The organism is Gilliamella sp. B2828 (assembly GCF_026537125.1).
Taxonomy (GTDB): Bacteria; Pseudomonadota; Gammaproteobacteria; order Enterobacterales; family Orbaceae; genus Gilliamella.
Map to the genome: position 1 here is coordinate 284,536 of NZ_JAFNMU010000002.1, position 22,777 is coordinate 307,312.

A 22,777-nucleotide genomic window follows, 5' to 3' on the forward strand; every position below is an offset into this window, starting at 1 on the left:
GCTCAGGTATCCAATAAAGAAGGATAAATTAATCTATCGACAATTAAAAAAGGACAATGATTATGATGGCAGAATCTTTTTATCAATATTGGGGAAAATGTCGACAAAATAACGATAATCATACCTATCATTTGCTTGTGTATCATAATTTGGATGTAGCGGCATGCGGTTATCATATCGTCAAACATAATTATTTAAATTCTTTTGAATTATTTGAACAAATAGGTTTTTCCTCAAAAGATAAAGAACAAGCTGCCCTTTGGTTTGCTTATTTTTTAGCTTGGCATGATATTGGTAAATTTGCTAATGGATTTCAAAAACTATTTAAGCACAATAACCCACAACTGGTTTCTGCTGATCCCTCAAAAAGGTATTTTTCTAAACATGACTCGCTTGGTTATTGGTTATGGCGAGAATCCTTATTATTTAATCCAGAAATACAATTGGAGAAATATAATCGAAAAATTGAGAACTTATATGATATTTGGTTGTTAATTATGACTGGGCACCATGGGAAGCCACCTGAACTAAATATTAAAGGTAATTTATCATTTAATCAGAAAGATAAAAAAAGCGCATCCGATTATATTCAAACAATTAACCAACTTTTTACTCAAGATAACAAATTACAACCTTATCCAAAATTTTTTTTCAATAAAGCTCATCAAGAAAAACTGAAACAAATAAGTTGGTTGATTGCTGCTTTAGCCGTTATCAGCGATTGTTTAGGATCAAATGAACAATTATTTTCATTCATTTGGCAAGTGATGCCATTAACTGAATATTGGCAAAATCATGCAATCATTCAAGCTGAAAAGGCCATAACAACTTTACCCAAATCATCTCCTGTTGCTCCTTTTAAAAATGTGAAAAGTTTATTTCCTTTTATTGAAAAACCAACGCCATTGCAAGCGCATGCATTAACCTGTCAATTATCTAAAAAAGGCCCTGAATTATTTATTATGGAAGATGTTACTGGATCGGGAAAAACCGAAGCATCAATGATATTAGCAAGTAGATTAATGTCAGATCAAAAGGCAAAAGGAATATATATCGGTCTACCAACTATGGCAACAGCTAATGCTATTTATCAACGCACAGCAAATGTCTACGAGCAATTATACCAAGTAGGCAGTCACCCATCATTAGTGTTAGCACATGGTGCTAGCTATATGAATCCAAATTTTACGCAATCAATTTTAACGAAAGATGGCATCATTCAACAAAAATATCCTAAAGAAGAACAATTTATCAGCGCTGAATGTAAAGAATGGTTTGTCGATACACGCAAAAAAGCCTTATTGGCAGAAGTTGGCGTAGGTACATTAGATCAGGCTTTAATGGCTATTATGCCATTTAAACATCAGTCATTACGTTTATTAGGTTTGCGGCATAAGTTACTTATATTAGACGAGGTTCATGCTTATGACAGCTATATGGTAAAACTATTAGAGGCATTACTTCATTATCACGCTTTACAAGGTGGTTGCGCCATTATTTTAACTGCCACATTACCGGACTTTTTACGTGAAAAGTTACTCAATGCATTTTATAGAGGATTAACTAATAGCCAACAAGACTTATCTTTAAAACAGCCATTACCGTTTCCACTTATAACTCAACTTAATTATCATGGCTTAACTGTACAACCAATAGATACCAGAGAAGACGTGAAACGTGAAGTTAAAATAGACTGGATTACCGATGTTCAAGCAGGGATAAATCAAATTCAACAAGCAATAGAAAAAGGTAAGATTATTTGTTGGATAAAAAATAGTGTAGCAGATGCAATTGACTTATATCAACAATTACAACTCACCTTGAATATAGACACCGATCATATTTTACTTTTTCATAGTCGGTTTGCTTTTTGTGATCGATTGGAAATTGAAGAAAAAGCCTTAACATGGGCAGGAAAAATCTCAAATAATGAAATTCGCCAAGCAAAAGTGATCATTGCAACCCAAGTAATAGAACAATCTTTAGATCTTGATTTTGACGAAATGATCAGTGACATCGCGCCTATTGATCTCTTAATACAACGTGCAGGACGTTTACAACGGCATGTGCGAGATAAACATGGTAATATCAAACCTTATAATAAGCATGCGCAAGCCGAGGATGAACGCGATCCTCCAGTGCTTACGGTGTTTGCACCACCTTGGCAAGATGATCCCAAAGGAAATTGGCTCACCAATCCTGCCTTTCACAATACCAGTTATGTATACCCTAATCATGCTTATTTATGGTTAACTCAAAAAATCCTTATTCAGCAAAAGTCTATTAAAATGCCACAAGATGCACGTTTATTGATTGATTCTGTTTATGCTGAAGATATCGAGCTTCCTTCAGGGTTATTAGAAGCTTACTATAAAGAAAAAGGAAATTCGCTGAGTCAATCCGCTATAGCCAAGCAAAGCCTATTAAATTTCAACAATGGTTATAAACGAGATATTAATAGCTATTGGGATAATAGCATCGAATTATCAACCCGATTATCTAAAGATAATATCGATCTATATTTAGCTTATAATGAAGAGGAAAAAATAATTCCTTATAGTATTAATCGTGAATATGCATGGGAACAAAGCCGTGTGACCATCAGCCTATCAAAATGGCAAAGAATAAAAAATAGCATACCACAGCTTGATCCAGTAAAGTTAGAAAAGATTAGAAAAAAATTGCATAGACCACAAGCAATCATCGTTCTACTCGAAAAAGAGAAAGATTCACTATTTTACTCAAAATTATTAGGTTTTTATGCCAACTAATTGTAACAATAAATTGTAAACCATTAAGAAAATAAACTGATTTAAATCATAGATGAAATATTTTAAAACAGAATTAATTAAAAGAAAGGTGAAGAAAGAAAACAGTATAGATGCAGTGGTGACCAATATAAAATATCCTTAAAAAAGGAGCTATCGCTCCTTTTATTTCCAACTTACAATACGTATTGGATTGCCATTTATATCAACAATCGCTGTGACAACATTTTTAGTAATCTTACCGCTATCACCCTTTTTACCGTTAAATGTGGTGATAATTGTGAAAGTATCATCGTTATTTTCGATGTATTTCGTTTCAAGATGTTTATAAGTGCTAACATCTTTCATTTTAAATTTTATGAATTTTTCAAGTTTACGATGAGCACCATTCTCACCAGTAAATTGAGAACGAATTAGATGCTGTCTTTCTAATATGGTTTGTAACTCAGCTTGTTGAGTTTTATATTCCAAATTATCAGGAACAAGTTCTAATAATTTACTATATAAATCAAATTTCTTCTGTATTTCAGATTCAGGAGTAGCATTAAGCTCATTCGACAAATCTGCAATTTGTTTTTGAGTATTGACTTTTGTTAACTCAGTTTGAGCTTGATCTTTCAATTTCAATAATGCTTCGTCTTCTGTAACCTGATATTTACTCGCTAAAGAAATCGCTTCATCATATTTTTCTTCAGTGATTAACTGATTAATTTGTAAAAGAATATTATCTTTATTTGCATTAAACTCAGAAATGAGTATTTGTTTTTCTTTTTCCATCTGATTGTCGCTGCCAATTAATGAAGATTGAGTAAAAAACCAAAACGCACCAACAATCAAGCAACCACCCAAAAACCAAGCTAAAACACGCTGCCATGTTTTCATAAAAATCCTTAATCCTTTGACTACTAAAAGATTGCCTACTTTACAACAATTTAATTATTTAACAAATACTCTTTTTATAAAAATTTTATCATAACTTTATATAAAAATAACATTTATAGTTGACTGAAACCAAATAGAACCAAACTTTAAAATAGTAATCCGTTAATAATAACTTTTTGTATAAAATTAATATTTTATCTTTTATCCATATTTAGTTTATCAAAATATGAAGATTATATCTAAATTAGATACGTTGGCAAATGAAATGCATAAGTAAACCAATTATAAATAAAATAGCAACTAATACATAGAGTTAACAATAAAGTTCGTGTTTACTAACTCGAAGTTTAGTGATTGTAGGATAATAAATTAAAACGCATGCGATTCAAATAAGTAAGTTGACCTAACCTGCTGTTTTATTGCCTGTTTGGCTAATTGAGCTTGATATTGAGCTCCAGAATATTGCTATGAGTATAAAGGCATTGTTTTGTTAAAATCATCTCCTGCTTCTTTATCATCGGGTTGGTAAACAATATTAGATGAGGATTGACTTGTTTCAGTTTGTTTAAATGTTTTAATGATGACAACTATTTAAAATGCTTTAGTTATTGATATTAATAACTGTTTTACCTATGTTCAATAAAATGTTAAAAACGATCATTTCTGATAATGTCAGTAAATTTACTCAATATGACTCTTTAATTAAATAATTTGAATACTACTGCTGTGGATTAGAAATAATGGTTTAAACCAATCAATAATTTTTTACTTAAACGTATAGTTAACCTCAAACTTTTTTACATTCCACTATTAATTACTTAATAAAATCAGGGGTAATTATTTATTACTGATGACCAAAATGACTATAAATTAAAATTTAAAAAAAACAATGATCTATTATGCGCAACTGTCATTATTTAACTAAATCCAAAATATTATTGATGGCTGTTTTGGCTTGATGGCTATTTTTCCAACAAGTTGAGCCTGTTAATAATGCGCCTTTGCTTAGTATTTCATCTAAAGTGGCATGGCGTAATTTATCAAAAGAATCAAGTTCCATTTGTTCGAGTCTGTCAATAATTTTGCTACCCACAAATTTTAGTTGTAACAATTGTTGGCGCTCTTTTTCTGAAAAAGCCATATCATTCCTATTTGATTACATTGATATTAAGTTACATTTAAACTAGTTCGCTTAACTTTTTCCACTTTCTGATTTTGGTTCGAAACGATTTAAACGGTGCCACAGAATTGATATGAAGAAAGCGCGCTACGGTCCAAGATTCAGGGAAAGGTTTAGTCCAATTACGTTTGTCTTTAATAAATAATGTATCATCGTCCAAAGATTCAATCCAATTATTCCAGATAACAAGTTTCTCGTTAAATAATGTAATTAGTTCTTGTAATGAATAATCCTGATAAATCTTATAAAAGTGTTGATATAATGTGCCTAACTGATTCCATTTGTAGCCTTCTGCTGGTAATGTTGGGGTTTGTCCAGCAAGTTCATCATCATCCCAAGACTTAACAAGATCCAACCATCCTAACTGATAAGCAATCATTTGCACAGGAGTACGATCGACACCATGAATTAACTGATCTTTTAGAGATTCTGTTAACGTATCAAATTCTTCAATAAACAATTTAGCGGTTTTGTTTATTTCATTCAATAACTGTTGTTTACTGGTATAAGCCATAGACAGACTATCCTTATTTTGCTTTATTTTTATATTGATTTAATTCTTCATTAATAAAATAACGAATCAAATTAGCATATAACTCTTTAATAATATCGCCATTTAGTCCTAACTCATTGGCCCAAAGTTTTCGTTGCTCAAGCATAGTGTCAAAACGGGATTTGGCTTGCACGTCACTGGCACTTTTTTTAAATTTACTAGCAGCTTTTACATATTCAAAGCGAGCTGCAAATAGTTTAATAACAGTGTGATCAATCTGATCTATCTCTGAACGAATCTCGTCCATATTAGTACATTGTTTGGCGGTTAACTTAGGATTATATTGCATAATATTTAGCCTGTTAAAAATCAATCAATGACTATCCTAGCATTATGTTGTTTTATATAAAACTATTAATCATAATTTTTAATTTTGAATTATATTCAACTAAAAACAGTCAGAAATTGTTCGATTTTATCTATTTTTATTTCGTTAGGGGAGATTTTAATTATACCTTCACAGCGTTTATGAATTCGTTTGTTTAATTCTTGCTATAAAACGCCCACAATATTTGGGAAATCAGATTAGACGAAAATAATACTCTAATATACAGTTAGATACATTACAGTATAGTAATTTAATGTAAGAACTATTTTAGATCGTATTAATTCATTAGAAGTTTTTTTCGCGCTGGCAGTAATGAAAGCTCAGGATAACTACTGAAGCTAATTAATGCCTTCTCTTTTTTGCTCTACAAACATGCAAATATAACACGTTGAATTTATTATAATTATTCGATTAAACTAAGAGATACATGCCGTCACTGCCAAATAAAAAACAGTCTCTATCTCTTGATTTGGATTTTTTATTTGTGTACCAGTTAAAAGTAGAATTTTCCATACTATAATAATTATAGATATATTGTTTAGGTACATTATGTACCATACACCTAATAATATGCCTAATCATTTGATTATAAATGTTTATTACCTATCTTTAATAATAAGATTACTCTTCAATAAATGGTTCGTACTTAAATTCAATATTAATTTTTGAACTTTCAAGATCAACAGTAACAATACAACCAGCCCATATAGGTTTTCCGTTGGTTAAATTGTTTTCTAACATATATTTTTTTAGTTCTAGTATTGCATCAAAAAGATCATCTCTAGCTCGCGATACTGGTCTATAGTTTTTTATATTACCTAACGAATTTATATAATTAAAAGTATAAGTACCAACGTCGTTTGTTCCAGTTATCTCTATTCTTGCAATTATTTTTTTACTATCGTCTGGCGCACTAGTAATCAAAATTCCACCAATTTTATTATAAATATCATTATTCATTAATTTCCTCCGTGTGGACGATTATAAAAATCTTTATATATGGTGTCTTTTCCATCAATATAATAAGACACTTCAAATTTATATGGTCTTATACCACTACTATTATAAATAGGCTCAATTTTAACTTTAACCGTTTTTCCTTCTTCTAAGGCTTTTACCCATTTATTTTCCATTTGTTTCCATACACCACGATTAAGGTTGGCATTCATTGGTAGCAGGTTAATCTTTTCGCCAGCTCCATTTAGTAGGGTAGCAATTAAATGACCGCCTTCGTCACCTTCAATGCCTTGTTTACCTGCTTTCAATTGTTGATAAGTATTTCTGTCTAATGCATCAAGCTTAAGAGTCGCTTCACCTTTTTGATTCTACCTAAGTGATCAGTATGATATGTTTTATTACCATCTACAATATATATTGTATTAGACTGAGGATTATTAAGATCTTTATTCCAATTACCTTTACTGCCTGATTCGGTTTCAAGAGTTACAATTTCAAGCTTATAGTGAGCTTTCGTTTTAACGTCTGACACCAGCCATTTGATTCTTGCGTATTTTAATGCTCGTAATGAATGGGCAAAGGGTTCAGCAAGCGCACCTATCAATAATCCTTCTAAAGCATTTTTAAAACGTCCTTCAGCAACGCTATCATCGAGATCAGCTTGTAAATACTCAGTAACAGGATTTTGTAGTTCTTTAAATGATTGAACGAGATTGGATAGCCGTTCTTCGTGAGGAGCAAAAACCTTAAAATCCGTGACACCGCCCGCTATTATGCTTTGACCTAGCTTACCCATTTTCGATATAGGTTTGATAAACTTGATTGCTTTAGATGCAGGGATAAAACCGATAAGAAATTGGCTTACACCATGGGCAAGTGCGCCAGATGTGGTTTCGGTCTCAGGAACATTGGTCAATTGAATCGGTTTTTTTATTTCGTCGTCAACACCATATTCCATAGCTTGTTTAATTAGGGATGAATCCATGCTAAATCCGCCACAGATTGCGCCGCATCACGAATCCCGCCTAATAATTGTAATGGTACATCGTAATACCATGGACGAGCTTTTTGCTGCTTATCAAAGACGATATCCACATATTTGGCGTTTACCGGCAAGCTAACATAGGCGTAACCACTGCTGTCTAAAGTCCCTTGCTTAAGCATCTTCTGGCTGGCATTATCAAATATCGTAAATGGGTGATTCGCTAAATGATCAACCGTCAATTCAATATAATTATCTTGATTATTATATTTTGTCTTCAGCTCGTACATTTTTACTTCATCAGGGGTTAATTTACGAGGTGTTCGGTTACGATTTGATGTGTTATGTTCGGGTTGTAACATACCTGAATGATGTTCAATAGGCATTTCAAATAAAATAGCGCGTTGTGATTCTATTGCTTCTTTTAGTGCTGCAGAGAGTCTTTTATCGTCTTTATTACAGGTATTAGTCCCATAATATAAACCCAGCTCTTCAAGGGGTGGGTATAAGTTCTTACACTCGTCTTGATGTTTAACGCAATAATGGATAATTTCATCCATTTTACTACTATAATCATAGCGAACAGGTTTTAGCTTACTATATTGTATAAGACTGTTAGTGATTAAAGGATTAGGGCGAAAACTTGAATACTCTTCTTTTTGGTTTTGTAATTCTTGCCACTGCCTTGTGGTCATTAATAAATAATATTTCATGATATCTATGATTATTATATGCTGTAACGATAATTTAATTTACTTTATATAATATCGGTTATTAATTATTTTTTTAAATAGCAGATGTGTAACTATATATTTATCGTCTATTACCGTTAATGGCTTCCATTTTTTTGTGGAAGCGAACAATCGTCATTAATTTTGCACAATCTTTTATTCGTTACCGTTCGTTAGATATTTCAGGAGCGTGCTAAGCGGTTAGCTGCCTTTTAGGATATTAAATAGGTATCCATTTACTTGCTTAAACGCCTATTTTTATGATGAATAATTGTTTAAAAACCATGTAATCACAATAATTATATAGCCTTTAGTGTGTCCAAAAACTCATAAAGATAAAAATAATTTATTGAACTATTTACATTAAAATTTTGAGATTATGAGAGAGTTCAGCATAAAGTTTGTGTAAGATGGTTTTATACTTGGAAATATATACTTGCATGTCCATTTGTTAAAAGACTCTTACAAAATAGTGAATTGGTGGAGCCAAGGGGGATCGAACCCCTGACCTCAACGCTGCCAGCGTTGCGCTCTCCCAGCTGAGCTATGGCCCCCAATAGAAAGGGATAAACTGGGGCTAATGATATGCAACTAGAGATTAAGTGTCAATCTATTTGATTTTATTTGTCTGATAATTAATCAAGTGATTTCTGCCACAATCAATGTGGCAGAATATTAGTTTATGGTAATATTGAAGGTTGATCAGCGCCTTCTGCTTCTATTTTTGGAGGCATAAAGTGCTCGCGCTTAACGCCTAGTTTAAGGGACATATATGCAGCCACATAAATCGATGAAATTGTACCAAGTACAATACCAACGCCTAATGTTTCTGAGAAACCTTTCAACATAGAACCTCCAAAAATATATAGGATAACAACCACGGCAAGCGTTGTTCCTGATGTCATTAAGGTTCGATGTAGTGTTTGCGTTAACGAGATGTTGATAACATCATAAGGAGATGCCCGGCGTATTTTTCTGAAGTTTTCACGAATTCTATCAAATACCACAATAGTATCATTAAGTGAGTAACCAATAATTGACAACATTGCAGCAATAATAGTTAGATCTAATTCACGTTCAAACAGTGATAGATACCCAGCGGTAATAACTACATCATGCGCTAATGCAACTACCGCTCCAGTACCAAATCGCCATTCGAAACGAAATGCAATATAAATTAGTATACAAACTAATGCTGCACAAATTGCCAATATACCATCTTGGGCCAGTTCTGCACCAACCGTTGGTCCGACAAATTCAATTCGTTTAATTTGTGCATCTGCATCAATTTCTTTATGAACTAAATTAGAAATTTTTGCACCTAATGCATTATCAATTACTGATGATGCACTGCCATCTTCTTGCTTAGCTGAAGGTAATCGAATGATAATATCTTTACTACTACCATAGTATTGAACAACCGGTTCGTGATAACCAGCATGACGTAAACTATTACGTAGATCATCAAGATTAACGTCTTTGTTCACAGTTATTTCAACAGTAGTACCACCTGTAAAATCTTGCCCAAGGTTAAAACCTTTTACAAAAATAATAACAAATGATGCTACCACCAATAACATTGAGATAACAAAAGCTACAAAGCCAAATTTTAAAAAGTCGAGCACTCTGCGGCCATGATTCAATTCTCTTACATCATGATTTTCATTTTTATTAACAATCACAATAAACCTCTAAATTGATAACTTAGTAACACGGCGACCACCATAAATAAGATTGGCTAATGCACGAGTACCTACAATCGATGTAAACATTGATGTTATGATACCTATACCTAATGTTATAGCAAAACCTTTGATTGATCCTGTACCAACAGCATAAAGGATAACCGCAGTAATTAATGTAGTTATGTTAGCATCAAATATACTGCTCCAGGCTCCTGCATATCCTTCATTAATTGCATGTTGTACGCCACGACCATTGCTGAGTTCTTCTTTTATTCGCTCATTAATTAGAACATTTGCATCAACCGCCATACCGACTGTTAATACTATTCCAGCAATACCTGGCATACTTAATGTGGCTCCAGGTAATAAGGACATTATTCCGACAATTAGAATGAGATTAGCAACTAGTGCAAGGCTTGCAAATACACCAAACAAACGATACATGACCAACATAAAGATTACAGAAACTAATAATCCCCATACGCAAGATTCTAAACCTTGTGTAATGTTCTCTTGTCCCATTGATGGTCCAACTGTACGTTCTTCAATTATCTGAATTGGTGCAATCAATGCCCCTGCTCTTAAGAGTAGTGATAAGTTTTTAGCTTGATCAATGCTGCTTATACCCGTTACTTGGAATCGTTCACTAAAAATACCCTGAATTGTTGCAACATTAATAACACGTTCTTGTTTTTCAAGAATCGGTTTATCATTTTCATCACGTTTGCCTGTATCTTTATATTCAACAAATAACGTAGCCATTGCTTTATGAATATTTTTTTGAGTGAAGTTTAACATTGCTTTACCGCCTGAATTATCAAGCGTAATGGAAACCTCTGGTTGACCATATTCATTAACTCTAAACGTAGAATCAGTAATATGATCTCCTGTTAAAACGATGCGTTTATAGAGTAAAACAGGGCGTCCATTTTCCATATATTTGATTTCAGAACCGTAAGGTACACGTATTTCACCTGCCAACATAGCGGGTAAATTAGCGGTGTTATCTTCATTTACTTGTCTAAATTCAAGTGTAGCAGTGGCGCCTAAAATTCGTTTAGCTAAGGCTGTATCTTGAATACCTGGTAATTCAACGACAATTCGATCTGAACCTTGGCGTTGAACAATTGGTTCAGCTACACCTAATTGATTTACACGATTACGTAAAATAGTCGTATTTTGTTGTACAGCATCATTTTTAGCTTGTTGTAATCGTTGCTCACTAATGCTTAAGGTAATAGTGTTTTCATTTTGAGAGATAAGTTTAAAATCTGGGATAGCATTGATTTTAGTAATGGCTTTATTACGATCTTCGGTACTATCAAATTGTATAACAATTTGTTGGTTACCATCTTTATTAATTGATTTATATTTTAATTTGCTACTATTAAACTCAAATTTTAAATTTTCAATAGATTGTTCAATGAGTTTACTTAATGCAGTGGTCATATCAACTTCCATTAAAAAATGAACACCACCTCGCAAGTCTAAACCAAGCTTCATCGGCTCTGCGCCTAATACAGTAAGCCATTTTGGTGTTGCTGGAGCCAAATTTAAAGCAACAATATAAGCGTCACCTAACTCTTTAGAAATCAGTTCTTTAGCTTTTAGCTGAGAATCATTATCACCAACACGGATTAAGACGGATTTATTTTCAAAAATAAATGACTTGGTTTCAATGTGGTTATCTGCCAAAATTTTTCTGATTTTATCTTGTGTGGTAATATCAATTTCAGAAGTATTTGAACCAGAAATCTGTATAGCAGGATCTTCACCATAAATATTTGGAAGCGCATAGAGAAGGCCGACGCAAATCACGACGACCAACATAATGTACTTCCACAAAGGATAGCGATTTAACACGACGTATTCTCTTGTGGGATTAGGTAATTAACACAATGAACTATAATAGGAAATACACTATTATAGTGATTTCATTGTCCCTTTTGGTAAAACAGATGTGATGAAGTCACGTTTGATCACAACTTGAGTTGAATCATTTAATTCTAACGCAATATAACCATTTTCGTTAACTTTTGCTACTCGACCAATAAGCCCACCATTGGTTAATACTTCATCACCTTTAGAAATCGCAGACATTAAGTCACGATGAGCTTTAGCGCGTTTTTGTTGTGGGCGCATAATCATAAAATAGAAAAACAAACCAAATACAACTAACATAATAGGTAAGAAATAAGGATTATTTTCAACTGCAGCACCATCAGCAGCATAAGCATTAGAGATTAAAAAGTCCATACAGGTCCTCTTGATTCAAATAAAATATTAAAGGTCAGAATTATAACACAAGAAACAATTCTGTTATTAACTATTTCTTGTTAAGAAGTTTCAGGTTAACTATACGTTTGAGTATAAAAAATAACGATCTATATTAGATAAGCTACAATTATTCCGCCAACAAAATAATGAAAGCGGAAGCGTTTTTATTAGGTTGTTAAGTATTGCGCCATGCTTACCAAGTTAAATAACCATTTTGGATAAATGCCGCAAATCAAAATTAATAGTGCAGATAATGCTATGATAAGCTCACTTATTTTTATATCCTGCCATTTTAATTTAATTACTGGATTGTTTATTAATTGATCATCACGATAAGTTGGTCTGATATAAAGATTAATTATTAAACGCGCATAAAAATAAAGTCCCAACGCACTACCTATTACTACAGCGGCTATTAACCACCACAATTCCGCAGTAACACCTAATAATACCAGTAAAAAACGACCTACAAAACCGGCTGTAAGCGGTACGCCCGCTAATGATAATAATCCTATTCCCATTGTTAAGGCTAAAATTGGTCTACGCCAAAATAATCCTGAAAGATCGACTTCATTTTCATGATCTTGCAGTTCATTTGAATGAGATTCCAGACTAATCACACCTAAAATGCAAATGTTTGCTAAAATATAACCGATTAGATAGACGCCGATGGTTTCTAAAGCAAGCACTTGATATTGCACGGAAATTAAAGCAATTAATAAATACCCGAAATGTGCAATGGAGGAGTATGCAAGCAACCGTTTTAAACTACTTTGCATTAATGCGATTAAATTACCCCATAAAATAGACAAAAAGGCCATGATCACCAAAATCATACGGATGGTTTCATTATTAACAATCGGTGCCAATAAAAACAACCTTGCAATAGCACAGAATAGTGCAACTTTACCAACTGTTGATAAAAGCAAAGCCACAACTGTTGGTGCGCCTTGATAAACATCAGGTAACCAAAGTTGAAATGGAACCAATGATAGTTTAAAGCCTACACCAACGAGTATTAAGCAAACCCCCATGAGTAATAAATTACTTGGATAAGACATCGTTGATAGTTGATAACTCAAACCACTGAAAGTCAGCTCGCCTGTTGTAGCATAATAAAAAGCAATTCCCATTAATAAAAACGCACTCGCCACAGCTGATAAAATCATATATTTAACCGCGGCTTCTAAGGAGTGGGTTTGGATATATTGATAGCCTATTAATCCGACAAAAGGTATTGAAAGCAATTCGATACCAATAAAGAACGAAATTAAATGACTAGCATACACAAGTGTTATACCGCCTAAAGTCATAAATAATAAAATGACGTAAAAAAGACCATGAGGTAACTGCTCTTGTACAAACCAACGATAAGCCAAACTAGATACGGTAATGGCAATAATTAAAATTAAGCCAGTGTAGAGCAATCCATAATTATCACAGGTAAAAAGTGCTGTAATATGGCTCGCTTTCCATTGCGGCACAGAAGCATCAGCTTGTAAATTGTTGCTACCTTTATTGTTATCTGCTGCCGTTGTAGGATCAGTATTGACATTACTTCCAACAGGAGTACTCTCTTCGTTATTAGTATATGTCACAGAATTAGTACTAGTTTCGATATTAGTGTGAGTTTCAGTATTAATATTTGTTTTGTGATTAATGCTAGTACTTACTTCAGTATTATTTTCTTTTTTGGTATCAGCTTGCGTATTAACATTATTATCATTAGATGCTGCACCCACTTCAGTCGGTACAGCATCTACGGCAATAGTTTGCTCACTTGAGGATGCAGCATCTTGAATTGATACATCAGAATTGTCCGATATTTGCATATTATCATTACTAATATTAGTAATCATTTGGGTACTAGATGAAATATTGTATCCAATAATGACAGCACAAGTTAACGCACACCCTAAACCGCATACGGTTATAATAGCGCACACTTTAGAGTTTATTTTTATAAAAAATAATAAGATAAGCAAAACAATGATAGTAAAGCTTATTACAAATATAGGCGATAATGCTATCATAAGTTATTACTCTCCTACTCGTTCCGCAGTTATATATTGCTGTGTTTGATTCACCACCGAATAAGACATATCTAAAACTATTTGTGGATATAAGCCAATAAAAATAAGTACAATAAATACACTAGCTAGTAGTGAAATATCTCGTTTACCAAGTTGATGTTTTGTTACACAACCTTTTTCAACAACACCATAAAATATAGGTTGCATTCGAATAATAAAAGAAACAGACAATAGTAATAGACCAACAACGAGCAAAATTGTATAAGATGAAAAAGACGAATAACTACCAAGTAACATCATATAATTTCCGACAAAATTAGCTGTGCCTGGAATACCTAAAATTGCTAACATAAAAAATAAGGTGAAAGAAGAGATATAGCGTACTTGTTGTTTAAGACCAGTGAATTGATTGATGTTGCGTGTTGAATAACATTCAACTAACAAGCCACTAATTATAAACATACCAACGATAACTAAATTGATAGCAATCATTTGTATTACAATACCTTGATAAGCAATAACAGAACCACTATAGATAATTGCAGTTACAAATCCCATTAAGGCGATATGTACATAAGCTATTAATTTTTTGATGTCGGTTTGAATAAATGTTAGTAATGCCGAGTAGATCACTGTAAGTAATGCCATTATCATAATTAACGGCATAATCATAACAGAAGCATTAGGAAAAAGTGGAATAACTATACGTAACAAGCCGAATGTCGCGGTTGTGAGTAATAATCCACTTATCATCATTGAGCCAGTAGTTGATGACTCAATGTGAGCATCTATAAACCAGCTATGAAAGGGTACAAACGGAACGCGAATAATAAAGGCAGCTAAAAAACCTAACATCAACATAAACTCAGTGTAACTTGAAATTGGTGTTTTGGTTAGTTCTTGGTAATCAAATGTCCAATAACCCGATAAAGTCCAGTTAATTAATGCCAACGAGACAACTGAAATTAACATCAATAGACTACTAATTTGTGTATAAATTAAAAATTTACTCGCCCCGTTAAATCTTAATTGAGAATTTGAGTCTCGCCTTCCCCATAAAGAAATTAAAAAATAGATTGGTATTGCCACTGCTTCCCAAAAAAAGAACATTAAAAATAGATCGATTATTACAAATAGCATCATAATGGCAGATGTCATAAATAAAATGCATAAATAAAATAAACCGAAATTATTCGGGTTTTCTTTGCTTGAATAACCAATCGTCAGTAATACAATAAATAGAGTTGAGGTAATTAAAACTAATGATAAGCCATCTAAAACTAAATGGAAGTGAATATTCAGCAAAGGAATCCATTCAATATTAACTTCTTCTTTCCAATTATTGCCTTGCTGTAAAACAGTTATCCCCTCATGCCATAAACTTAATGATAACAATAAAGTTATAAAAATAGTTATGAAAGCAATAATCATCGGTAATTGATACCATCGCGAAACCATTCGAGAGGATCTCACAATTCGCAATAAAAATACATGGCATAACCAACTAATAAATCCACCTATAACAGGTAAAAAAACAAGCCATAACAACATGAATGATTACACCTTTATTAAATAAAAACCAGTAACATTAATATAATAATGCTACCTATAACAATAGATACCATATACCATCGAATATGCCCATTTTCTAAGCTGACAATATATGAGTTTATTTTTTTTATGCCCAACATAATCCAATTATCCCAAATCGCCAAAGGATCTTTTTTAAGCATATTCGCTAAAGACACATAAGGTTTTACAAAAATGACATTTAGAAAATAATCAAATCGCCAATCGCAACTACATAATCTTACGATGAATTTCACCATTGGCGTATCAAGTACCTCTCGCACTTCACTATTTGGATGTGCATATAGAATATAAGCAATAACAAAGCTTAAGACAGTTACCGCAGCTAACAACAGTTGAAAAGATAACTGACTATCAGTATCAAGCTTGGCAATTGGAAAAATATCTTGAACCGGTATTGGAAAATAGATAAAAATGGCCGTTGTAAACATCAGTAAGATAAAAATTGGACAATAACTAATCCATTTTGTTTTAGCGAATTCAGCAATTTTTGGTTTATGGTAAAAAACCATAAAAATTAAGCGCCATATACTTAAACTAGATAACAAAATGCCTAATAAACCAATCGTTCCTGCTATTAAATGATCTTTTATCATTAATCCCCAAATAATATCACCTTTAATATAAAATGAAGCTGAAATCCAAGGAATTGCACTTAACGATAACATAATAATCAAAAATATGGCATATAAAATGGGGAATGATTTTAAAAGTCCTCCAAGTTTATTAATATCTCTCTCACCTTGACATTTTTTGAGTAATATTGCCGATGCTAAAATTAATAAAGTACTGGTTACAACATAATTAATTAAGCAATTAATAGATAAACCCCAACTTTGGGTTGCAAAAGCATAAAATAAATAACTGATTTGAGCTAAATTAATATAAGTTGCAATTCGTTTAACATCACTTTGTACTAAGGCGATGGAGCTTGCAAATAAGACCGTCAGCGATGAAAATATTGTCATGATCGCTAACGTATCACTAGACATAATAAACAAGTTACTTAATCTTAAAATCAAGTATACTCCTGCTAATATAACAGTAGATGATTGCATTAAAGCTACAGCAGGCATTGGTGCTAGTGTTGTTTCGACAAACCACGATTGCATTGGAAAAAGAGCAGACTTACTAATAGCACCTAAAAATAGCATCAATGTGATCCAAAAGATGATATCGGAATCAATCGCTAAATTATCATGGGCTTGTGTTAAAATCTCACGAATATTTAAAGTACCTAAGGTTTGATAAAGTAAAAATACACCAACAATTAAAAAGATATCCGTTAAATGCATAATCACAAAAGCTCTAACGGCAGCATAACCATTGCGCAATTGTTTATAATAAATACCAATAAGTAAGTAAGTACTTATACTCACCCCTTCCCAACCAATTAACATAACTAATAAATTATCAACCAATATAATAGTTAATATACTTGCGATTAATAAATTGCTATAGGCATAAAAAGTATAAATATCTTTTTTTGATGTTAGATAGCTTGCCGCAAAGAAATAAATTAATAATCCCAAAAAGGCAATTATAACTAAAAATATCAATGATAAACCGTCTAAGGTTAAAGATAGAGGTACGATAAAATCCCCAACCGAAAACCAATTCCATAATGGTCTGGTATACACTAATAACATATCCGGTACTGTGTTTTTTATATAATCAATACAGGTAAACATAGTAATAAGATCTGTGATTAGCATTGTACTAAAACCGATAATCATGACATTAATCGGTCGGAGATGTCTACCTAGACAAACTAGCAATAAAAAAGACAGCAAAGGAATAATAATAGTTAAGTAAAGTAAATTCATCCTTTCATTTCACTCAGTGAATCAATATTAAAGATTTTACGGCGATATATTAGTTTCATTAGCAAAGCAAGTCCTACACAAGCTTGAGCTAATACAGTAACCACCGCCAAAATAGCAAGAAGTTGTCCTTCCGATTGTTGCCAATAGCTACTTGCAGAAACTAATGCAACGATAGCACCATTATTCATAACCATAAGGCTTAATAACAAAAAATAAAGATTACGACGAATCATTACGCCTAATAAACCTATCACAAATAAAATTGAGGCAAGAATAAGACTATACATAAGAGAAATCATATTACTTCTCCGACAAAAGTCGATGCATAAAATGATAAGCGATCACAATTGCACCTAATAATAAAAAACCAGCAAGTTCAGATATCAAAATATAAGCATATACCGACATTTCGTGCATCAATTCATGCGACTCTTTGATTTGCGAATAGTCTGTACTAACGACACCATAAATAAGAACAACAAGTAAAATAAATGCTAAGACTAAAGGCCCTAACCAAATTTTAGGACTGATACCTCGTTTTCTATTTTCTACATTATCTATACGAATTCGCAATATAACCGCAACAGATAGAAACAAAATCACTGTACCGCCAATAAATAATAAAATGTATAGAACAACAGAAAAATATGCATCAAGCAAAATAAATATTAAGGCCGAAGAAAAAAGTGAAACAATAAAGTATAAAATAGCTTTATCAACACGTAAGCAACTAATTGCTTTTATACTGGCAAACACCGCAATAATCGACGCAATATAGAAAACAATAAGCATTAAATAATAATCCAATATGCATTTATAGTTCCGTTAGTATATACCCAAATTATATTAAGATACAGTTTACTGACATTGTGTTAACAGAAAACAAACATAAAAAAAAGCAATTTGGTTAAAAAATAATAGGAAATTTTATTTTTATACAACAGTAAAGTAAGACAAATATAATTAAAATCATAAAAAAAATAAAAATTATAAAATTTTATAATTTAAATTCAATCTAGTATTGTTATAAAGTATATAAGTTATATCACATTAACTAACATTTATTCCAACACCTTTAAATTGTCATGCTCATTAGGCAGATTAAAGTTTGTTTTGACTTAATAAAGATAAAAACGAGAAGATAATGAACAGTGAATATTCCTCTATGCGAAGCAACGTCAATATGCTAGGTACTTTACTAGGTGATGCAATAAAACGGGCTGCAGGTAATGATGCATTTGACTTAGTTGAACAAATCAGACAATTATCAAAAACCGCTCAACAAGGTAATAAACAAGCTCATAATAAGTTACTTAAACTCATCGAAAATCTTAATGATGAAGATTTATTACATGTGGCTCGTGCATTTAACCAGTTCTTGAATTTAGTTAATACCGCAGCAGAATATTATGGAATATCGCCACATGGTGAAGCATCAAGCAGCCCTAAAAAAATGACAGAACTGTTTACCACCCTGAAAAATCTTAACTTCTCATATCAGACGATTAATCAAGCCATTAATAATCTTTCTATCGAACTAGTATTAACTGCCCACCCAACAGAAATCAATCGTCGTACCATGATAAATACTTATACTGCGATTAATAGCTGTTTATCGCAACTGGATCACAACGACTTAGCGGATTATGAAATAGAACGAATTATGCGTCGTTTGAAACAATTAGTTTGTCAAGCTTGGTATACCGATGAGATACGTAAAAATAGACCAACGCCACTTGATGAAGCTAAATGGGGATTTTCCGTTATTGAAGATAGTCTTTGGGAAGGTGTACCACTTTTCTTGCGTGAATTTAATGATCAGCTTGTTGATGCATTTAATGAACAATTATCTGTTGAGCATGTACCAATTAAATTTACTTCATGGATGGGAGGGGATCGCGATGGCAACCCGAATGTAACAGCAAAAGTGACTGAAAAAGTTATGTTGCAAGCTAGATTAAAATCAATTGAATTTTTTTTAGCGGATATTCAAATTTTGGTTCGTGAATTATCCATGACTGAATGCAGTCAATCTGTTATTGATCTATTGGATGAAAATAATAGATCTGCAACTGAACCTTATCGAGCTGTAATGAAACAACTGCGTACACGTTTGGTAAAAACTCATAGTTATATAGCATCATTATTAAATAACGAACAAGCGTTACCTCCTGCGGATATTTTGATTAAAAACGAACAATTATGGACACCACTCTATACGTGCTATAAATCTTTAATTGAAAATGGCATGTCAACTATTGCACACGGTCCATTACTCGATACTTTACGACGTATAAGAAGTTTTGGTCTACAACTTCTAAGATTAGATATTCGTCAAGATAGCTCAGTACATACTGAAACGCTCGATGCATTAACACAAGAACTTAACTTGGGAAGTTATGCCAAGTGGTCGGAAGAAGAAAAACAAGCCTTTTTGTTAACTGAACTGCAATCTAATCGTCCACTGTTACCTTATCATTGGCGACCAAATGAAATGGTTCAAGAAGTCTTAGATACCTGTCACGTTATTAAAAAAGCCGGTGAAGAATCGATTGCGTCTTATGTCATTTCGATGGCAAAAGCACCTTCTGATGTCCTAGCCGTTTACTTACTTTTAAAAATTGTTGACTGTCAAAAAAATATTCCTGTTGCGCCTTTGTTTGAGACCTTAGAAGATTTAAATAATGCAAAATCTGTTATGCAAAAGCTTTTAGATATTCCTTGGTATCGTGAAAAAATCAATGGCAAGCAGATGGTTATGATTGGCTATTCTGATTCAGCTAAAGATGCTGGAACGTTTGCTGCATCATGGGCACAATATCGTTCACAAGAAGAGTTAGTTAAATTATTTGACAAATATAATATTAATTTGGTGTTATTTCATGGTCGTGGTGGATCAATTGGTCGAGGGGGGGCACCCGCACATGCCGCATTACTATCACAACCACCAGGATCATTGAAAGGAGGACTTCGTGTCACTGAACAAGGTGAAATGATTCGTTTTAAACTCGGTTTACCCGAAGTAGCACTTAGTAGTTTGATGCTATATGCTTCAGCCATTTTGCAAGCAAATTTATTACCACCACCCGAACCTAAACAGGATTGGCGAGATATTATGGATAAAATGTCTGATATCTCTTGTCGTTGTTATCGTAGTTACATTCGTGAACGATCTGAATTTGTCGATTATTTTAGAGCAGTAACACCAGAAACTGAATTAGGTAGATTACCACTCGGCTCACGTCCACAAAAAAGACGAACAGGAGGCGGTATTGAAAGTTTAAGAGCCATTCCATGGATTTTTGCTTGGACACAAAACCGTTTGATGGTTCCTTCCTGGCTTGGTGCAGGAACAGCGCTAAAACAGGTTATCGAAGAAGGTAACAAAAATCTACTTAAAGACATGTATCATAACTGGCCTTTCTTTAATGCTCGTTTAGGTATGCTCGAAATGGTGTATGCTAAAGCTGCACCAAATATCCATGAATATTATGAGCAAAGACTTGTCAAGCCAGCCTTATGGCCACTGGGAGAAGAGTTAAGAAACTTATTGACTCAAGATATTAATACGGTATTAACTATCACCGATGATATCAGTTTGATGGCTGATCTACCATGGATCGCGGAATCTGTTGCATTACGTAATACCTACATTGAGCCACTAAATTTATTACAAGCCGAATTATTAAGTCGTTCGCGCAATCGTAATAATGAGGATGAAAATAGTAATGTTGAACAAGGATTAATGATCACTATCTCGGGTATTGCTGCGGGAATGCGTAACTCAGGATAGTAAAAACAGGAAAAAATAAAAAGAGCACCAGCTCTTTTTATTTTTCTAATAATTCATCTAAATACGCTTTAGCATCTTGGTCACCTTGTTCACTAGCTTTAGTAAACCAATATATTGCTTTATTAATATTTTTTTCCACCCCTTCGCCTTCTAAATACTTAATAGCGAGATTATATTGTGCATCAACACTACCTTGTTCAGCCGCTTTCATATACCATTCAATGGCCTTTTCAGTATCTTTTGACACACCGCCACCTACGTCATACATAACGCCAATATTATATTGAGCATCAGCATTGCCAGCTTCCGCAGCTTTAGTAAACCAATTCGCAGCCTGCACATTATCGGGTTTTGTGCCTGTGCCAGTTGCATACATGATACCTAAATTATACATAGCAAGCACATGACCATGTGTAGCAGCTTGAGTATAAAAATAGATAGCAGCGACATAATCTTTGGTTAATCCATCACCATGCTCTGACATTAATCCCAAATAATATTGTGCTTCTGGATTACTTTCTGTCGCAGCTTTACTAAACCAATCAGCAGCAATCATACGATCTTGTTTAACGCCATCACCAAAAAAATACATAATGCCTAAATTTAAATAAGCATCTAAAACACCTTGTTTACCAGCTTCAACAAAATATTTAACCGCATTTGACACATTTTTGTCCACACCTTCACCATTTTTATACATTAACGCTAAATTATATTTGGCCAATGCATAATCTTGATCTGCGGCAAGTTTGTAATATTTGAACGCTTCATATGGATCAGCAACTGTTCCCAAACCATTTTGGTACATATACGCCAAATTATTTTGTGCTTTCGCCAAACCTTGCTCTGCCGATTTTTTATACCAGAATAATGCTCTGATATCGCTAATTTCAACACCTAATCCTTGTTTATAAATAGTACCTAAAGAATATTGTGCCTCAGCATTACCGTTTTCAGCAGATACACGCAAAGAAGGAATCAATGCTCCAGGTTCGGCAACTTGTAGATCCGTATCTGATTGCACTTTAGTTTCATGCGCCAAAGCACCATAAGAGATGGATAAAACTAGTACTAATAAGATTTGAAATTTTTTCATAATTTTTTTATTACCATAACATGGTCGATAATTATACATAACCATCTAAAAAAAAATAGTTTTTATTTTTTGGTTCATTTATTTACCGTACATAAT

19 protein-coding genes and 1 tRNA gene are annotated in these 22,777 nt (G+C 33.0%); 2 read left to right on the forward strand and 18 right to left on the reverse strand.

From position 1 onward, the window contains the following. Positions 1-62 precede the first annotated feature (62 nt). A complete protein-coding gene (gene cas3 / locus J3U19_RS03130; RefSeq protein WP_267345425.1) occupies positions 63-2,771 on the forward strand; it encodes a CRISPR-associated helicase Cas3' in 2,709 nt (902 codons plus the stop codon). Positions 2,772-2,933: 162 nt separating this feature from the next. Here cas3 and J3U19_RS03135 read toward each other — a convergent pair whose 3' ends face one another. From J3U19_RS03135 to J3U19_RS03215, 17 genes are all read right to left on the reverse strand, one after another. Next, a complete protein-coding gene (locus J3U19_RS03135; RefSeq protein WP_267340048.1) occupies positions 2,934-3,650 on the reverse strand; it encodes a hypothetical protein in 717 nt (238 codons plus the stop codon). Positions 3,651-4,563: 913 nt separating this feature from the next. Next, on the reverse strand, positions 4,564-4,791 hold the full coding sequence (locus J3U19_RS03140) for a hypothetical protein (RefSeq protein WP_267340050.1): 228 nt from the start codon (positions 4,789-4,791) through the stop codon (positions 4,564-4,566). 37 nt (positions 4,792-4,828) lie between these two features. Then, positions 4,829-5,344: a ClbS/DfsB family four-helix bundle protein gene (locus J3U19_RS03145; protein ID WP_267340052.1), complete on the reverse strand. Its 516-nt coding sequence runs from the start codon at positions 5,342-5,344 to the stop codon at positions 4,829-4,831. A 13-nt stretch (positions 5,345-5,357) separates the two neighbouring features. After that, positions 5,358-5,672: a chorismate mutase gene (locus J3U19_RS03150; protein WP_267340054.1), complete on the reverse strand. Its 315-nt coding sequence runs from the start codon at positions 5,670-5,672 to the stop codon at positions 5,358-5,360. A gap of 660 nt (positions 5,673-6,332) precedes the next feature. Beyond that, positions 6,333-6,671, reverse strand: a complete 339-nt coding sequence (locus J3U19_RS03155; RefSeq protein WP_267340056.1) for a hypothetical protein — start codon at positions 6,669-6,671, stop codon at positions 6,333-6,335. After that, the gene (locus J3U19_RS03160) at positions 6,671-6,976 is read right to left on the reverse strand and encodes a DNA/RNA non-specific endonuclease (protein WP_267340057.1); all 306 of its coding nucleotides are present in this window, start codon (positions 6,974-6,976) and stop codon (positions 6,671-6,673) included. Before J3U19_RS03160 ends, J3U19_RS03155 begins: the two co-directional genes overlap by 1 nt. Before the next feature lie 20 nt (positions 6,977-6,996). Further along, positions 6,997-7,653 (reverse strand): hypothetical protein, encoded by a 657-nt coding sequence (locus J3U19_RS03165; protein WP_267345426.1) that lies wholly within the window; start codon positions 7,651-7,653, stop codon positions 6,997-6,999. Further along, positions 7,638-8,363: a hypothetical protein gene (locus tag J3U19_RS03170; RefSeq protein ID WP_267345427.1), complete on the reverse strand. Its 726-nt coding sequence runs from the start codon at positions 8,361-8,363 to the stop codon at positions 7,638-7,640. The genes J3U19_RS03165 and J3U19_RS03170 overlap by 16 nt, the downstream gene beginning before the upstream one ends. Positions 8,364-8,859: 496 nt before the next feature. Continuing rightward, positions 8,860-8,935: transfer RNA gene (locus J3U19_RS03175), tRNA-Ala, on the reverse strand. Positions 8,936-9,061: 126 nt separating this feature from the next. Beyond that, positions 9,062-10,060 (reverse strand): protein translocase subunit SecF, encoded by a 999-nt coding sequence (gene secF, locus J3U19_RS03180; protein ID WP_416380342.1) that lies wholly within the window; start codon positions 10,058-10,060, stop codon positions 9,062-9,064. Between the two features lie 12 nt (positions 10,061-10,072). Further along, positions 10,073-11,929 (reverse strand): protein translocase subunit SecD, encoded by a 1,857-nt coding sequence (gene secD / locus J3U19_RS03185; protein WP_267340064.1) that lies wholly within the window; start codon positions 11,927-11,929, stop codon positions 10,073-10,075. Between the two features lie 60 nt (positions 11,930-11,989). After that, a complete protein-coding gene (gene yajC, locus J3U19_RS03190; RefSeq protein ID WP_267340065.1) occupies positions 11,990-12,322 on the reverse strand; it encodes a preprotein translocase subunit YajC in 333 nt (110 codons plus the stop codon). A gap of 188 nt (positions 12,323-12,510) precedes the next feature. After that, positions 12,511-14,376 carry an NADH-quinone oxidoreductase subunit N gene (nuoN, locus tag J3U19_RS03195; protein WP_267345428.1) on the reverse strand — a complete coding sequence of 622 codons (1,866 nt, stop codon included), beginning with the start codon at positions 14,374-14,376 and terminating at the stop codon, positions 12,511-12,513. 6 nt (positions 14,377-14,382) lie between these two features. Next, positions 14,383-15,927 (reverse strand): complex I subunit 4 family protein, encoded by a 1,545-nt coding sequence (locus J3U19_RS03200; RefSeq protein ID WP_267345429.1) that lies wholly within the window; start codon positions 15,925-15,927, stop codon positions 14,383-14,385. Positions 15,928-15,944: 17 nt separating this feature from the next. Then, entirely contained in the window at positions 15,945-17,792 is a 1,848-nt protein-coding gene (locus J3U19_RS03205; protein WP_267345430.1) for an NADH-quinone oxidoreductase subunit L, read from the reverse strand. Continuing rightward, the gene (gene nuoK, locus J3U19_RS03210; RefSeq protein ID WP_267340072.1) at positions 17,789-18,091 is read right to left on the reverse strand and encodes an NADH-quinone oxidoreductase subunit NuoK; all 303 of its coding nucleotides are present in this window, start codon (positions 18,089-18,091) and stop codon (positions 17,789-17,791) included. The genes J3U19_RS03205 and nuoK overlap by 4 nt, the downstream gene beginning before the upstream one ends. Before the next feature lies 1 nt (position 18,092). Then, a complete protein-coding gene (locus J3U19_RS03215) occupies positions 18,093-18,584 on the reverse strand; it encodes an NADH-quinone oxidoreductase subunit J (protein ID WP_267340074.1) in 492 nt (163 codons plus the stop codon). A gap of 352 nt (positions 18,585-18,936) precedes the next feature. Between J3U19_RS03215 and ppc the strand changes: the two genes are divergently transcribed. After that, on the forward strand, positions 18,937-21,585 hold the full coding sequence (ppc, locus tag J3U19_RS03220) for a phosphoenolpyruvate carboxylase (RefSeq protein ID WP_267345432.1): 2,649 nt from the start codon (positions 18,937-18,939) through the stop codon (positions 21,583-21,585). Positions 21,586-21,622: 37 nt separating this feature from the next. On the opposite strand, the gene J3U19_RS03225 is transcribed toward ppc, so the two are convergent. Beyond that, positions 21,623-22,681, reverse strand: a complete 1,059-nt coding sequence (locus J3U19_RS03225) for an SEL1-like repeat protein (RefSeq protein WP_267340076.1) — start codon at positions 22,679-22,681, stop codon at positions 21,623-21,625. Positions 22,682-22,777 lie beyond the last annotated feature (96 nt).

What these genes read in the sequence shown, in the direction of transcription:
- J3U19_RS03170 (WP_267345427.1), bottom strand. Translation starts at nt 8,363, where the DNA reads ATGAAATATTATTTATTAATGACCACAAGGCAGTGGCAAGAATTACAA.
- J3U19_RS03145 (WP_267340052.1), bottom strand. Translation starts at nt 5,344, where the DNA reads ATGGCTTATACCAGTAAACAACAGTTATTGAATGAAATAAACAAAACC.
- J3U19_RS03200 (WP_267345429.1), bottom strand. Translation starts at nt 15,927, where the DNA reads ATGTTGTTATGGCTTGTTTTTTTACCTGTTATAGGTGGATTTATTAGT.
- nuoK (WP_267340072.1), bottom strand. Translation starts at nt 18,091, where the DNA reads ATGATTTCTCTTATGTATAGTCTTATTCTTGCCTCAATTTTATTTGTG.
- nuoN (WP_267345428.1), bottom strand. Translation starts at nt 14,376, where the DNA reads ATGATAGCATTATCGCCTATATTTGTAATAAGCTTTACTATCATTGTT.
- J3U19_RS03150 (WP_267340054.1), bottom strand. Translation starts at nt 5,672, where the DNA reads ATGCAATATAATCCTAAGTTAACCGCCAAACAATGTACTAATATGGAC.
- ppc (WP_267345432.1), top strand. Translation starts at nt 18,937, where the DNA reads ATGAACAGTGAATATTCCTCTATGCGAAGCAACGTCAATATGCTAGGT.
- J3U19_RS03165 (WP_267345426.1), bottom strand. Translation starts at nt 7,653, where the DNA reads ATGGATTCATCCCTAATTAAACAAGCTATGGAATATGGTGTTGACGAC.
- J3U19_RS03135 (WP_267340048.1), bottom strand. Translation starts at nt 3,650, where the DNA reads ATGAAAACATGGCAGCGTGTTTTAGCTTGGTTTTTGGGTGGTTGCTTG.
- J3U19_RS03215 (WP_267340074.1), bottom strand. Translation starts at nt 18,584, where the DNA reads ATGCTTATTGTTTTCTATATTGCGTCGATTATTGCGGTGTTTGCCAGT.
- J3U19_RS03155 (WP_267340056.1), bottom strand. Translation starts at nt 6,671, where the DNA reads ATGAATAATGATATTTATAATAAAATTGGTGGAATTTTGATTACTAGT.
- J3U19_RS03225 (WP_267340076.1), bottom strand. Translation starts at nt 22,681, where the DNA reads ATGAAAAAATTTCAAATCTTATTAGTACTAGTTTTATCCATCTCTTAT.
- J3U19_RS03140 (WP_267340050.1), bottom strand. Translation starts at nt 4,791, where the DNA reads ATGGCTTTTTCAGAAAAAGAGCGCCAACAATTGTTACAACTAAAATTT.
- yajC (WP_267340065.1), bottom strand. Translation starts at nt 12,322, where the DNA reads ATGGACTTTTTAATCTCTAATGCTTATGCTGCTGATGGTGCTGCAGTT.
- J3U19_RS03205 (WP_267345430.1), bottom strand. Translation starts at nt 17,792, where the DNA reads ATGAATTTACTTTACTTAACTATTATTATTCCTTTGCTGTCTTTTTTA.
- cas3 (WP_267345425.1), top strand. Translation starts at nt 63, where the DNA reads ATGATGGCAGAATCTTTTTATCAATATTGGGGAAAATGTCGACAAAAT.